Genomic DNA, 15,552 nt, shown 5'->3' with positions numbered 1-15,552 from the left:
AGCCAAGAGATAAGGGCCAGAAGATAAAGAAGAAAGATAAAGAACAAGAAGTTAGAGACAGAGGATAAGAAATAAATAATAAGGAATAAATGATAAGGAATAAGGAGTGAGAAATGAAGGGGAGGAGTATGTGGTAAGAAATATTGTGGTGTAAGTGTAAATAGGGGGTGGTAAAGTGGAGGGAAATAGTATATATTTTGATTATGAGGGTTATAGGTAAATAAGAATTTCTTTTTTGAAGGATTTGGAATATAATGGGGTTGTGGGGTAAAACTGATAATAAAGAGAGAAAGAAGGTATAGGAGTTGAAGACATTGGAGCTTAGGAAGAATTTTTATTGGACAGGAATTGTGGATGCGGATTTGCGGGTATTTGATATTATTATGTATACGGAGTTCGGCACTACATATAACTCTTATGTGCTGAAAGCCGGGGATAAAACGGTTTTGTTTGAGACGGCTAAGGTGAAGTTCTGGGATGAATATCTGGAGAAGGTCCAGGAGATCACAGCGGTTGATAAGATTGATTATCTTGTTGTAAGTCATACGGAACCGGATCATGCAGGCAGTATTGAGAATTTGCTGAAGCTGAACCCGGGACTTAAGATTGTAGCTACAGGCTGTGCACTTGGCTTTTTGAAGGAGATTGTAAATGGTGACTTTACCGGGATCGCGGTGAAGGATAATGAGACCATGAAGATTGGGGACAAGAATCTGCGGTTCCTTGTGGTGCCGAATCTGCATTGGCCGGATACCATGTATACTTATATTGAGGAAGAACAGATTTTAGTGACTTGTGATTCTTTTGGGTCCCACTATGGATTTCAGGATGTGTTGGCAAGTAAGGTGACAGACAAGGAAGGTTATATGCGGGCTACAAAGTATTATTTTGATTGTATTTTGGGACCGTTTAAGCCTTATATGCTGAAAGCGCTTAAAAGGGTGCGTGAACTGGATGTGTCCATGATCTGTACCGGACACGGGCCGGTGCTTGATGATAAGATTGAGCAGATGTATGACATTTATGAGGAATGGTGTACAGTTGTGAATCCTAACAGCACGAAAACCGTAATTATCCCTTATGTGAGTGCTTATGGGTATACCAAGACATTGGCAGAAAGGATTGCAAAAGGCGTGGAGGACAGCGGGAATGTGGCTGTGCGGAGTTATGATCTGGTAGATGCAGAGCAGGAGAAGGTGTTGGAGGAACTGGGATTTGCAGATGGCATCCTGTTTGGTACACCGACTATTTTGGGAGAGGCGTTGAAGCCTGTCTGGGATTTGTTGATTTCCATGTATCCTGTGACTCATGGGAAGAAGCTGGCAAGTGCATTCGGCAGTTACGGATGGAGCGGTGAGGGCGTGCCTCATGTGATGGAGCGGCTGGAACAGCTTCGTATGCGGACCATTGACGGCTTTCGCGTTCGTTTTAAACCAAGCGAAGGGGATTTGATCGATGCTTATGACTTTGGTTATAATTTTGGGTGTATGCTTCAGGATAAGGAGAATGAGAGAAAGTCAGGCAGAAGCAGGCTGGTGAAATGTCTGGTCTGCGGAGCTATTTTTGATTCGTCTATTGATATTTGTCCGGTTTGCGGAGTGGGAAGAGAGCATTTTGTACCTGTGGAGGAGGAAGAGAATCAATTCCATCAGGATACAAAGAATTTCTATCTTATTCTGGGAAACGGCGCTGCGGGAATCAGTGCGGCGGAGGCTGTCAGGCAGAGGGATAAAACGGGGTCCATCACTATGATCTCTAATGAAATATATAGTACCTATAACAGACCTATGCTGACAAAATCAATTATGGCGGATTTGGATGCCAGTCAGATTGCTGTGCATGAGACTTCATGGTATGAGGAAAACAGTGTATTTCAGATTTTGGGACGCCAGGTGGACAGGATTGATACAGACAGTAAAGAGGTAGTTCTGGATGATGGTATGAAGCTGAAATATACGAAACTTATCTATGCTTTGGGGGCAGAGTGTTTTGTGCCGCCTATGAAGGGTGTGGATAAAAAGAACGTGTTTGCTATCCGAAGGCTGGATGACACGAAAAAGATTGCAGATGTGCTTCCTCAGGTAAAAAATGTAGCAGTGATCGGCGGCGGTGTGCTGGGCCTGGAAGCTGCATGGGAATTGAAAAGAGCAAAGTGCAGGGTGACAGTGCTGGAGCTGGCGCCTGTTATTATGGGACGTCAGCTTGATGAGCCTGCGGCTGAATTGTTGAAGAAGATAAGTGAGGCCCAGGATATCGAGATCCGTACAGGCGTTAAGATCGCGTCTATTGAGGGAGATGATTTTGTTTCCGGAATCCGCATGGAGGATGGTGAGGTTCTCCCGGCTGATATGGTGGTAGTTTCCTGCGGAGTGAGGGCGAATACCGCAGTGGCAAAAGAGGCAGGTCTTGAGGTGGACCGTTCTGTTGTGGTCAATGCCAGGATGGAAACCAGTATGGAGGACATTTATGCGTGCGGAGACTGTGCCCAGTATCAGGGGATCAATTATGGATTGTGGAGTCAGGCTGTGGAACAGGGTAAGACAGCCGGAGCCAATGCGGCAGGTGATAATTTGGAATATGAGACCGTATCAGCGGCACTGAATTTCCATGGAATGGGGACCGCGCTTTTTGCTGCGGGCGATAATGGAAAGAATCCGAATTTGATTTATAAAACAGTTGAATTTAAGGATATGGGAAAGAAGCAGTATCAGAAGTTTTATTTCCTGAATAACCGGCTCTGTGGTGTGATTTTGATCGGAGATGTAAGCCGTCTGGCAGAGATGACAGAGGCGTTGGAAAAACATGCCACGTATCAGGAAGTAATGAAATAGTAAATAGTATTTATGGGAAAACCAGGCAGGGGCGTGCGTCCAATGCCTGGTTTTTTGCGGTTTTCAAAGGGAAACTTTCCATACGGCAGATAAACCGGTTGTTCCTTTTACAATCTTTATACCAGAGTTTCATGACAAAAAGAACCGGCGCCTTTGTGGCGGCATTGTACGTGCCTGGGGAAGAATGCAGGATGTAGACCATGGCCACGCGGGCACAGGCAGTATACCCTTGATGGTCTTAAAAAGATTTAAATCCGAGTAATTGCGGGCTGGGCTTATGTAGGCCCTTTTGCGGCCGTGGAAAATTATGAGCCGGAAGGTACCCATCTATTTCCCGACGCCCCTTTATGGTTCAGCGGCAAGGTTTTGCTCTGATTTTGTGTGTGTTTTTTCTTGAATTTTGTCTGTATGCAGAAAGCAGACACTCACTTATAATGCATATCAAGAGGAAGTTCGTATATGGTACTCTTTTTTGATTATATTAGTGCAGGAGGAAACAGGATATGAAATTCAGTAACGGATGCTGGCTGCAGAAAGAAGGGTGTGAATGTTTCGCGCCGCAGCAGGTTTATTATGTGAAAAAGGAGCAGAAAAGGGTAGTGATCTGTGCACCGACTACCAGAATCAGGCACAGAGGAGATACGCTGGGAGGAATTAATCTGAATCTGGAAATTACCTCGCCTATGCCGGAGGTGCTGAGGGTCAGAATCTGTCACCACAAAGGCGTGAGAAGAACCGGCCCGGAATTTGAACTTGAGGCAGGGGAGACGGTTGATTTGGATGTCAGAGAGGAGGAAGAAACCATAAGGATCTCAAGTGGTACGCTTTGCCTGGTGCTGACAAAAGAAAACTGGAGTATGACATATGAACGCAGGGGTGAAGCACTTTCTAAGAGCAGCGGGCGCGATCTGGCGTATATGAAAACGGACTGGAAAGGGTATGCCTATGACAAAGGCAGCCAGGATGCTTATATGCGGCAGCAGTTGGGATTGTCAGTAGGAGAACTGGTCTATGGTCTTGGAGAGCGTTTCACGCCGTTTATCAAAAATGGACAAAGCGTGGACATTTGGAATGAAGATGGGGGAACAAGTACAGAACAGTCCTATAAGAATATACCTTTTTACCTCACGAACAGGGGATACGGTGTATTCGTGAACCATCCGGAGAAAGTATCCTTTGAGGTTGGAACAGAGCAGGTATCCAAGGTGGAATTCAACGTACCGGGTGAGTATCTTGATTATTTCTTTATCAATGGTCCGTCTATGAAGGAGGTGCTGGAGCGTTATACCGGTTTGACAGGAAAACCCTCCCTGCCGCCGAAATGGACCTTCGGGCTTTGGCTGTCAACATCATTTACCACGGATTATGATGAGGAAACAGTTATGAGTTTTATTGATGGGATGGAGGAGCGGGGAATACCCCTGCAGGTATTTCATTTTGACTGTTTTTGGATGAAGGAATTCCACTGGAGTGATTTTGTATGGGACAGCAGGGTATTTCCTGATCCGAAGGGAATGCTTTCCAGAATAAAAGAAAGGGGTTTGAAAATATGTGTCTGGATCAATCCCTATATTGCAGAGGAATCCTGGCTGTTTGAGGAAGGCATGGATAAGGGATATCTGGTGGAGAGGGAAAACGGGGATGTGTGGCAGTGGGATATGTGGCAGCCGGGCATGGCGCTGGTGGACTTTACCAATCCTAGGGCCTGCAGATGGTATCAGGAGAAGCTGGAAAGTCTTCTTGATATGGGCGTGGACTGTTTTAAGACTGATTTTGGGGAGCGGATCCCCACGGAGGGCATCCGATATTATGACGGCTCGGACCCGGTGAAGATGCATAATTTCTATACCTATCTGTACAATAAGACGGTGTACGAACTGCTTCAGAAAAAGAGAGGAGCCCAGGATGCCGTATTGTTTGCAAGGTCAGCCACGGTTGGGGGACAGAAGTTTCCGGTACACTGGGGCGGAGACTGCTGGTCCAGTTATGAGGCTATGGCAGAGAGTTTGCGAGGGGGATTGTCCCTTACCATGTCAGGCTTCGGATATTGGAGCCATGACATAGGTGGTTTTGAAAGCACCTCCACACCGGATGTGTACAAGAGATGGGCAGCCTTTGGCCTGCTTTCTTCCCACAGCAGGCTTCACGGAAGTACCTCTTACCGTGTGCCATGGGCATATGACGAAGAGTCTGTGGAAGTCCTGCGGCGCTTTACGAAGCTTAAATTGGAATTACTGCCGTATCTCTGCAGCAGTGCTTGCGATACGGCCAGAACCGGTATTCCCATGATGAGAAGTATGGTGCTGGAATTTGAACAGGATCCGGCCTGCTATTACCTGGACAGGCAGTATATGCTTGGGGAGAAGCTGCTGGCAGCGCCTGTTTTTGGTGAGGACGGGGAGGTATCCTATTATCTTCCCCAGGGGACCTGGACGAATTACCTTACAGGAGAGACTGCCCCGGGGGGAATCTGGCGGAAGGAGCGTCATGGATATGATTCTATTCCTCTTTGGGTAAGAGAAAATTCGATTCTTCCAACTGCATGCCGTCTGGTCAGAGCAGCAGATTCTTATGCAGAAAATATGGAGCTGAAGGTATATGAACTACAGGGAAAGGCAGGGACAGTGGTATACGAGGATGGGAAAGAAGTGTTCCGCATGACCATAGAGCAGAAAAAAGAAACAATACTTTGCAGAGTGACAGCACGCGGCAGCTTCCGGATCCGGTTTCTGAACCGTGCATTCAGCAGCGTGAGCGGAGGCGTTCTCATACAAGACGGACGGGACTGCGTCATAGAAGCTAAGGAACCGTCTGTAATAATCAGTATATAGGAGGCGCTTATGAAATTTAATATGGAAAGTCCTGTTTTCCGGTTTCTGGAAACCATGACAGATTTTATTGTTTTAAATGTTATATTTTTGTGCACCTGCATTCCTGTTATTACAATCGGCCCGGCTGTATGCGCATTGTTTTCTGTTACCCTGCAGGAGGCAAGGGAGGAGCATGGATATATGGTTCGCCCTTATCTGCAGGCGCTGAAGGCGAACTTCAAATCAGCGTTTCAGCTTTCTCTTATTTATGCGGCAGCCGGTGCTGTACTTTTGTTTAATCTGGTGTTTTGGATACAATATGATACTTTGGCTGGAAAGCTTGTGTTTTTGATTCTTGTGTTCTGTTCATTTATATATTTATTTTCCCTTTGTTATGGGATGGCCCTGAATGCAAGATTTGAAAATACGGTCAGACGGACACTCAAAAACTCCATACTGATTGCGCTTTCCAACATGAAATATTCTGTGATCTTACTGTTGCTTTTGGCTTTGTCAGTTACATTATACTGTATGTCAGGTGCCTGCCGCATATTTTTTATAATATTTGGCTTTGCATTTATATCTTATTGTCAGGCATACATCCTTGTAAAGGTATTTGAAAAATATGAACCTGAAAGGCCGGTAAAAGCCATCCGGGGTTAATGAGGAAGATAAGGAGGTATAAGAGATATGACAGAAACAAACTGTTTAAAGAGAATGAAAAAAGTGACGATGAAGCCGGCAAAGTGTGCGGTTGATTTGGGAGACGGCAGCGAGAGGGGACTTTATGTAAACCAGGATTATATTCTTCAAAAATTACACAGGCCGCACAGAGCCATTAATTTAATGTACTGCTATTATCCTCTTGATGAGGGCTGGCCCTGCAGGGCCAGCAAAGCCTTTCCGGGGAAAAGCGGCGAATCCAGTTGGGACTACCCTTATGACGATTATTTTCCCTATCTGGGAGGTGCAGAGGGGAATAGGGAAGGCGAGCCGTTTACTTCTATAAAAGATGTCCGGAGACATGGGCAGGATGTGATACTTACGCTTACTTGTGACACTAAGATTACAGAAGCCCAGATGATTGCAGTCGCAAAGGATCTGAGAACCTTTGGAAGAATCATGCTGCGCCTGAATCATGAGGCAACAGGTACTTGGTTTTCCTTTAATAAAAGAGCTTCTTATCAGGAAGTGGCGGATTTTTTTGTTAAATTCCACTGTGTTTTAAAAGAATACGCACCGAATGTGAGAACGATCATCTGTCTGGGAGGAATAGAAGAATTGGATTCCTGTGAAATCACGAAAGAACAGGAGTTCAGGGACACCATAAATAAAGCAGATATCTGGTCAGTAGATCATTACCTGTCTCTAAACTGGGGATGGCCTTTTGAGGTGGCGGAGAAAGATAATTTTAAACATAACTACCGGCTGACATCCCATATATACGAATTAGCAAAACTCAGCTATAAACGTTACAGATATTTGAATCACGGGGAAGAAAAACCCATGGTAATATCAGAGTTTAATGATGACGGAGATGTAATGGGGCCTTTTGCCCAGGCAGAACGGGTAAAAGAATTTTTCCAGATAATAGCAGAGGATAAGGAGAAATGGCTGAGCGGTTTGACGCTTTATCAGTTCCGGGATGACGGAAGACTTGGACTGGAGATAACGGATCCCAATAACCGGGACGTTGGGATTGAACAGCCGGTCTTGTCTGTATACAGAGATATTATACATCAGGACTTTTTCAAGCCTGTTATAGCCGGAGAAGAATATGCCGCATTACCTGTGACCCTTCGGTGGGGAGGTTCTGAGGATGCGGAAGGGATATGTATGGAGATAAATCTGGAATCCATGCCCGTGTTTGCAGAAGCCTGTTTTGAAGGGGAATTAGCAGAAGCAAATTTCATGATGGAGCTCAACGGACATTGGTTCTATAAAGCGCCGGGAACCACATTTGTAGATTTTATGCCGGCCTTTTTTGAAACAACCGTAAAAGCAAATACGATACTGCCACTACATATCTTTGCACCGCCGGGGGATGGAGAGAATCACCCCTCCCAGGGAAAGGACTGGCAGGAGAACTATTATTATCAAGTGACAAAACTGCCGGGGATAAGAGTAAGATACGAACCGGTTTTTGTATAAACGTAACTATTCAGTAGGTCTGCGCATTCACTGCGCTGACCGTAAGAAAGCATTCCGCAGCCAGGCAAAAATCCCATCGCCAAAGGCGATTCTGCATGGATTTTTGCGTGTGACTGTGAGGGTACTGAACAGTTACGCATAAACGAATATAAGCAGACAGAGGAGAGAGGTTATGAAAAATTTCAGGAAAGAAAGGGCTGAAGCCAGAATAAAAGCCCAGGAACGTGTATCTGAAATGACACTTCTGGAAAAGGTGTCCCAGTTAAAATACCATGCCTCCCCGGTGGAACGTCTTGGCATACCTGCTTACAATTACTGGAATGAAGCACTTCACGGTGTTGCAAGGGCAGGTACTGCCACTGTGTTTCCTCAGGCGATTGGGATGGCAGCGGCTTTTGATGAGGAGGCTATGCAAAAAGCAGGCAATATCATTGCCACGGAAGGAAGAGCAAAGTACAATGAATACGCAAAGCATGGGGACAGGGATATCTATAAGGGTCTGACTTTTTGGTCCCCTAATGTAAACATATTCCGTGATCCCCGTTGGGGGAGGGGGCACGAAACATATGGCGAGGATCCATATCTGACCTCCCGTTTGGGGGTACGTTTTGTAGAGGGGATTCAAGGGGAAGGACCTGTTATGAAAGCAGGGGCGTGCGCAAAACATTTTGCGGTGCACAGCGGGCCGGAAGCGATCCGCCATGAATTTGATGCTGTTGTCACCATGAAAGACCTGTGGGAAACGTATCTCCCCGCATTTGAGGCTCTGGTGACACAGGCTGATGTAGAAGCGGTAATGGGAGCTTACAACTGTACCAACGGGGAGCCGTGCTGTGCGCATAGATATCTGATGGAGGAGGTGCTTCGGGGACTGTGGGATTTTGACGGCCATTTTGTATCAGACTGCGGAGCGATCAGGGATTTTCATGAAAACCATAAGGTGACAAAAAATGCCAGAGAATCAGCAGCTCTTGCGCTGAAGCGCGGCTGTGATATCAATTGCGGAAATACCTATCTGCATCTTATGGGCGCTGTGGAAGAGGGGCTGGTCTCGGAAGCGGATATTACAAAAGCAGCAAAAAGAGCACTTGCGTCCAGATATCTGCTAGGATTGCTAGATGGCAGTGTATATGATGAAATTCCATATGAAGTGGTGGAATGTAGAGAACATCTGGAGACAGCCGTTGATATGGCAAGGAAGGGCAGCGTTTTACTGAAAAATGACGGTATTCTTCCTTTAGATAAATCAAAACTGAGGACGATTGGAGTGGTGGGACCAAATGCGGACAGCCGCGCCGCGCTGATTGGCAATTATCATGGAACCGCGTCCAGGTATATTACAGTTTTGGAAGGCATTCAGGATGAAGCCGGCGAAGAGGTACGTGTGCTGTATTCGGAAGGCTGCCATCTGAAAAATGATAAAGTGGAGAATCTTGCCTGGAAGCAGGACAGGATCTCCGAGGCGGTCATCACTGCAGAGCATAGTGATGTAGTGATCATCTGCGTCGGCCTTGACGAAACCTTGGAAGGCGAGGAGGGAGATGACGGTAATTTTTATGCCTCAGGGGATAAAAAAGATCTGCATCTTCCCAAAGTACAAGAAGAATTAATTGAAAAAGTAACGGCTGCCGGCAAGCCCACAGTAGTTGTGTTAATGGCGGGAAGTGCCGTTGATTTAAACTATGCGGAAGAGAATTGCAGCGGCATTCTTATGGCCTGGTATCCTGGGGCAAGAGGGGGAAAAGCAATTGCGGACCTGCTGTTTGGCAAAGTTTCACCGTCCGGTAAGCTGCCTGTTACATTTTACAGGGATTTGGAAGGAATGCCGGAGTTCACGGACTATTCCATGAAAAACCGGACTTACCGCTATATGGAAAAAGATGCACTCTATCCATTCGGATATGGGCTGACTTACGGGGATGTACAGGTGACAAAGGCCGAAATTCTGAATAAGGCGGCAGAAAACTCATGCATTGAATTAGAAGTGACAGTAAAGAACAGGGGAACTAGAGACACGGAAGAGGTGGTGCAGATCTATATAAAAGATTTAGATTCCCCTCTGGCGGTACATAACTGCAGTCTGTGCGCATTTAAAAGAGTTATGCTCAAGGCAGGAGACGCGGAATCAGTAAAGCTGGCGGTTCCCAATTCTGCTATGAATGTGGTCAATGAGCAGGGAGAACGCCGCGTTGTAAGTAAGAATTTTAAGCTGTTCGCAGGCATTTCACAGCCTGACCAAAGAAGCAGGAAGCTTACAGGCACAAATCCCATAGAACTAAAAGTAGTTTTGGAATAGGAAAACAGAATCTTACAGAAAAAAATGAAGATATAATACTGAAAAAAATAGAGTTTTTCACAGGAAAACAGAAAAACACATTTTTTTCCACATTTATAAACTGATTTGGATGGTAGGACTAAATAAGAGAAAATGCTATACTGCTCATGTAAGAAAGATGCTGCAGCAAAAAACAATTTTATATTTTTATTAAGAATAGGAGACAAAGAGGATGAAAAAGTCTGTTCCAAAAAAAACAACTGGAAAACAGGCACAAAGCCGCAGGCTGTTTTATTGTATCGTTCCCTTTATTGTGCTGTGTTTTTTGTTTTCCTATTTTCCTCTGCATGGGTGGTTATATGCATTTTTTGATTATAAGCCGCCTTTGAAATTGTCACAATGTGATTTTGTAGGGTGGAAATGGTTTAGAACGCTGTTTACAAATACGACACAGATCATGCAAATGTTTCAGGTTATGAAAAATACCTTTGCCATGAGCCTGCTGGGAATCTTTACATCAATTCTGCCTATGGGGTTTGCCGTGTTTTTGAATGAAATTAAATGCAAGTGGTTTAAAAATCTGGTTCAAACCCTGACTACCCTCCCTAATTTTATAAGCTGGGTATTGGTGTATTCTGTAGCGTTTAGCTTGTTTACAGACAGCGGCATGGTAAATACATGGCTTCAGAATATGGGGATCATAACAACACCTGTTAAGTTTTTGGACAGCGATACCCATGTCTGGCTGTGGATGACATTATGGAATATCTGGAAAGGGCTTGGCTGGGGAGCGATTATGTATCTGGCTGCCATTTCAGGAATTGACGCAGAATTATATGAAGCGGCCCGGGTTGACGGGGCAAACAGATTTCAGCTTATGCGCAATATCACACTCCCTGCGCTGATGCCCACATTCTTTGTATTGCTCATGATGGCAGTCGCCAACTTTTTGAACAATGGTATGGACCAGTATTATGTATTCCAGAATTCGTTTAATAAAGCGCATATTCAGGTATTGGATCTTTACGTGTACAATATAGGTATGACGGGCAGCAGTTTATCCCTGGCCACGGCAATTAGTATGATGAAAAGTATTGTCAGTGTAACGCTGCTGTTTATTGTGAATTTTGTATCGAAAAAAACACGCGGAGAATCTATTATTTAGGGAGGGAAAGAGTGGAGCAAAATGACAGGAAAAAAACATAAAAGAATAAAGGCCAGTGATGCATCATTCAATATGATAAATCATTTGGTATTTTTACTGCTTACATTAATTTGTGTTTATCCGTTTTATTACATGATTATCAATACGGTCAGCGCCAATGACCTGAGCGCCAATGGCTATATTAATTTTTGGCCAAGAGCAGTACATTTTGATAACTATGTACAGGTTTTGTCCCTGGACGGATTATCAACCGCGGCTCTTGTATCACTGGGCAGAACCGTTATGGGTACCATTTGTACGGTGTTTGCCTCCGCGTTTCTGGGATTTATGTTTACCCAGGAAAATATGTGGCATCGGAAATTCTGGTATCGCTTTTTTGTCATCACAATGTATTTTAACGCAGGTCTGATTCCTATGTTTGTCACTATGCAGACCCTGCATTTGACAAATACCTTTTGGGTGTATGTGATACCGGCAATCGTACAGCCGTTTAATATCATTCTGGTAAAGACATATGTGGAATCTATGCCAAAATCCCTCCAGGAAGCAGCCGAGATTGACGGGGCGGGAATCTTCACCGTCTTCGGAAAGATTATCCTGCCTACTGCAAAGCCTATTCTTGCCACAGTGGCTATTTTTTCAGCAGTAGGACAATGGAACTCTTTTCAGGATACATTGATCTATATTACGGAACAGAAGCTGTATTCCCTGCAGTATCTGTTGTATATCTACATAAACCAGGCCAATTCCTTGGCAGCTTTGGTGAGAAACAGCGGAACCTCCGCTATAGCGGGAAGTCTTGCCACACAGCAGACCCCCACATCTATTCGTATGACGGTTTCCGTCATCGTTGTGCTTCCGATTTTGTTTGTATATCCGGTTTTTCAGCGGTTTTTTGTGAAAGGGATCATGATTGGTTCCGTGAAAGGATAAGGAGTAAAGGATAATGAAAAAGAGATTAGTGAGTATATTTTTATGTGTCGCGATGACAGCGGCAACGGTTTTATCAGGATGCGGAGCCAGTGAGGATGCGGACGGCACGGCCTCCAAAGAAAGCGGCAGCAATGAAAAGTATAAAGAGTTTCTTACAGTGGATGTTTTCGATACGCTGGCCAATTATCAGGGGATTCAGTCGGGATGGTTCGGCAAGATTGTGAAAGATAAATTTAATATGGAATTAAATATTATTGCTCCGAATGTTGCAGGAGGCGGTGATGCTTTGTTTCAGACACGTTCCGCCGCAGGAAATTTAGGAGATCTTGTTATTGTGGGGACACAAAACGGACGCCTGAACGATCTGGTAAAAGCGGGCCTTCTTATGGATATGACAGACCTTCTGAAGAATAAAGCTGTTATGAAAGAATATGAAGATGCAATCACACAGACAAAGCAGCTTACTGAACAGGATGGAATATATGCAATACCCAGTGAAATCTCTGACAATTCGCCGGAATCTGTGGAAGACGGAATTGAACCGCTTGTTTCACCGCTGGTAAGATGGGATGCGTATAAGGCTGCAGGCTACCCTGAGGTAAAGACACTTGAAGATTATATTCCGGCCATGAAAGCCATGCAGGAGCAGGTGCCGGAGAGTGATTCAGGAAAGAAAACCTATGCAATTTCAATGTTTAAAGACTGGGATGACGGCCTGATGGTAGGTGCAAAGAATTATGCGTCTCTTTATGGATATCTTGAGAGCGGTTTCGCTATGGCGAAGGCCGACGGAAGTGATATTCAGGATGTGATTGCCGATGAGGGTTTGTATGTGCGCTCACTGAAATTCTTGTTCGACGCGAATCAGGAAGGGCTGGTAGATCCTGAGTCCACAACTCAGAATTGGGATACGCTGGCTAATAAATACCGCGATGGGCAGGTGCTCACATCACACTGGTCATGGCAGGGAAAAGACTGCTATAACACAGCAGAAAATAAAGAGGCAGGCAAAGGCTTCATGCCGCTTATGATTGACGACATGGAGTGTTTTGCGTATGGCTGCTATGCACAGGGAAATACAAAGAATATGATAGGTATTGGCAGTAAGGCAGAAGACCCTGAAAGAATGGCAGATTTCATTGACTGGCTTTATTCACCGGAAGGAATGGAATTGTATCAGGCCGGACCGGAAGGTTTAACCTGGGAAATGAAAGATGACAAGGCTGTCAGGACAGACTTTGGAAATAAGGCATTAAATGGTGAGAAAGTAAGTGTTCCGGAAGAATGGGGCGGGGGAGAATATACAGACGGAGTTTCAGCATTGAATTTCAAAGCGTTGTCCGTAACGAACATAAATCCGGAAAATAAGGAACCGTATTCAAGGGCAATGTGGTCATCAGAACTTGAGAAAAACAATACTCCGCTGGATCTTGACTGGCAGGAATATACAGGGGGAGCCAAGACAACAGTAGAATTTCTTGAAATGAATGATGCGCTTTCTGTTTCAGCCGGCACTTCTTATTCCCAGCCGGAAGAGCCTTCCGATATCACCACATTGAGAAATCAGTGTAAGGAAGTGATCAAAGACAGTTCCTGGAAGATGGTCTTTGCAAAAGATGAGGCAGAGTTTAAGTCTGTACTTAAAAATATGCAGGACACGGTGAAAGGACTTGGTTATGACCAGGTACTGGAATTGGATATTCAGAATGCAAAAGATGAGGCAAAGGCAAAAGTAAAAGCCATAGAAGAATATAATAATAAGTAAGAAACAGAACCCCGAAACCGATAAATGCCCACATCGGTTTCGGGGTGCATTTTTCTCCGGGAAGATTGGAGAATCCGCTCTTATATTGTGGAATGGGTTCTCCGGTACTCCGCGGGACTTACCCCGATCAGCTTTTTGAATTTTTTGTGGAAATAATCCACATTCGTATATCCTACAAGCTTTGCGATCTCATAGACCTTATACTCCTGACCCAGCAGAAGCCTTTTAGAGTTTTCAATCCTGACTTGGTCCACGTAGGCGTTAAAATTTTTCCCCGTGCTTTTATGAAAGACCTTGCCCAGGTAAGAGCTGTTATAACCGAATATTTTTGCTATGGAGTTTAATTTCAGGTTTTCTTTATAATTGTGATCAATATACTGCAGGATACCGTCCATAATACTCTCGAAGGTAGGGGAACCGATGGCGTTCATACACATTTCAAACTGGACAAGAAAGAACTGAAGAATCTCATAAAGATAATACTTTTCTTCAATGGTGTTCAGGATAGCGGTATTATCGGGAATAGGTATATTAATATTTCCGTAAGTATGTGTAATAATGAATTTTACCTGTATCATTATGTCAGCCAGATAATGTTTTAAGGCAGAAGTATCTATACATGAATAATAGACGGCCTCTTTCAATTCATCCAGTACATTTTCTAACATATAACGGTTTCCTGACTGAATGTAGTCAGAAATACGCTGGGAGTAAATGTTCTCAAAAGAAAAATTTCCGGCAGGCGAAAGAGAATCTTTTGGAAAGTCGGGATAACCCAAAACATGCTGGTTATACTGACAAAAAAACCTGCGGGTCATCAAAAAGCGGGCATCCTCAAATGAGACATGAAGGTGTTCTGCTGAAAAGACCGGTCTGCCATAGGTAAGAAACAGTGAATCCAGGGGAGAACCTTTCTGGGGATGACTGATATAGTGATGGAGTAAGTCTTTAAACCGATTCAAAGTAATGTCACCCTTTAAGATAATGATATCCTGATTATCAAGCTTCGTGTATTCCAGGGAATTATGGTTGTTGTTGGCAAGCCTCAGGATATCTGCAAAATCCCATGTGGTTCTGAAAGAGTCCTGATTATAATTTGTATAGATAACGACCTGATAAACAGAGGCCTCCAGCATCATATCATGGCTGTCTATACATGGATGATCCGTGTGATCAAGCAGGATATCGCGGAGAATAGAATCCCTGGCTTTGCCGCGGTACTGGACAAACTTCTTCTGAGCATTTTGCTCAGATAAAACAGAGGCCCTGGCATCCAGAACCGCTTTTTCCAACTCATCCTCATCAATAGGTTTTGTAAGATAACAGGTAACGCCATAACGTATAGCTTCCTGTGCGTACGAAAAATCAGAATAACCGCTTAAGATTATGAATTTACCCTGGAACCCCTGTTCCTTTGACTGTTTTATTACTTCCAGCCCGGAAAGTTTAGGCATTCGGATATCTAACAGTACCACATCCGGTTGTAATTTTAGAATCTGTTCCAGAGTATCCTGTCCGTTTTTTCCTTCTCCGGAAATATGAAATCCTAATTGAGACCAGTCCAGAAGGTAACGGATTCCTTCACGGACATCAATTTCATCATCAGCGATAAATAATTTCAT

At 44.4% G+C, this 15,552-nt stretch carries 9 protein-coding genes; 8 read left to right on the top strand and 1 reads right to left on the bottom strand.

Going from position 1 to position 15,552, the window contains the following annotated elements:
• Positions 1-305: 305 nt before the first annotated feature.
• The 8 genes from A4V09_RS16375 (at position 306) to A4V09_RS16335 (ending at position 13,930) form a co-directional block, all read left to right on the top strand.
• Complete coding sequence (locus tag A4V09_RS16375; protein ID WP_065543286.1) at positions 306-2,831, top strand: FAD-dependent oxidoreductase; 2,526 nt, start codon at positions 306-308, stop codon at positions 2,829-2,831.
• Between the two features lie 503 nt (positions 2,832-3,334).
• Positions 3,335-5,662: an alpha-xylosidase gene (gene yicI, locus A4V09_RS16365; protein ID WP_065543284.1), complete on the top strand. Its 2,328-nt coding sequence runs from the start codon at positions 3,335-3,337 to the stop codon at positions 5,660-5,662.
• A 9-nt stretch (positions 5,663-5,671) separates the two neighbouring features.
• Positions 5,672-6,304, top strand: coding sequence for a YesL family protein (locus tag A4V09_RS16360; protein WP_065543283.1), 633 nt, complete (start codon positions 5,672-5,674; stop codon positions 6,302-6,304).
• A 27-nt stretch (positions 6,305-6,331) separates the two neighbouring features.
• Entirely contained in the window at positions 6,332-7,792 is a 1,461-nt protein-coding gene (locus A4V09_RS16355) for a glycoside hydrolase family 26 protein (protein WP_089280624.1), read from the top strand.
• 172 nt (positions 7,793-7,964) lie between these two features.
• Complete coding sequence (locus A4V09_RS16350; RefSeq protein ID WP_065543282.1) at positions 7,965-10,088, top strand: glycoside hydrolase family 3 C-terminal domain-containing protein; 2,124 nt, start codon at positions 7,965-7,967, stop codon at positions 10,086-10,088.
• A gap of 211 nt (positions 10,089-10,299) precedes the next feature.
• On the top strand, positions 10,300-11,232 hold the full coding sequence (locus tag A4V09_RS16345) for an ABC transporter permease (protein WP_065543281.1): 933 nt from the start codon (positions 10,300-10,302) through the stop codon (positions 11,230-11,232).
• Positions 11,233-11,253: 21 nt separating this feature from the next.
• The gene (locus A4V09_RS16340; protein WP_065543280.1) at positions 11,254-12,165 is read left to right on the top strand and encodes a carbohydrate ABC transporter permease; all 912 of its coding nucleotides are present in this window, start codon (positions 11,254-11,256) and stop codon (positions 12,163-12,165) included.
• A 13-nt stretch (positions 12,166-12,178) separates the two neighbouring features.
• Positions 12,179-13,930: an extracellular solute-binding protein gene (locus A4V09_RS16335; RefSeq protein WP_065543279.1), complete on the top strand. Its 1,752-nt coding sequence runs from the start codon at positions 12,179-12,181 to the stop codon at positions 13,928-13,930.
• An 80-nt stretch (positions 13,931-14,010) separates the two neighbouring features.
• Here A4V09_RS16335 and A4V09_RS16330 read toward each other — a convergent pair whose 3' ends face one another.
• Positions 14,011-15,552 (bottom strand): response regulator transcription factor, encoded by a 1,542-nt coding sequence (locus A4V09_RS16330; RefSeq protein WP_065543278.1) that lies wholly within the window; start codon positions 15,550-15,552, stop codon positions 14,011-14,013.

Source organism: Blautia pseudococcoides, assembly GCF_001689125.2.
In the GTDB taxonomy this organism is placed as follows: domain Bacteria; phylum Bacillota; class Clostridia; order Lachnospirales; family Lachnospiraceae; genus Blautia; species Blautia pseudococcoides.
The sequence above is the reverse complement of the archived record's forward strand: the minus strand, read 5'-3'. Positions and strand labels throughout refer to the sequence as shown.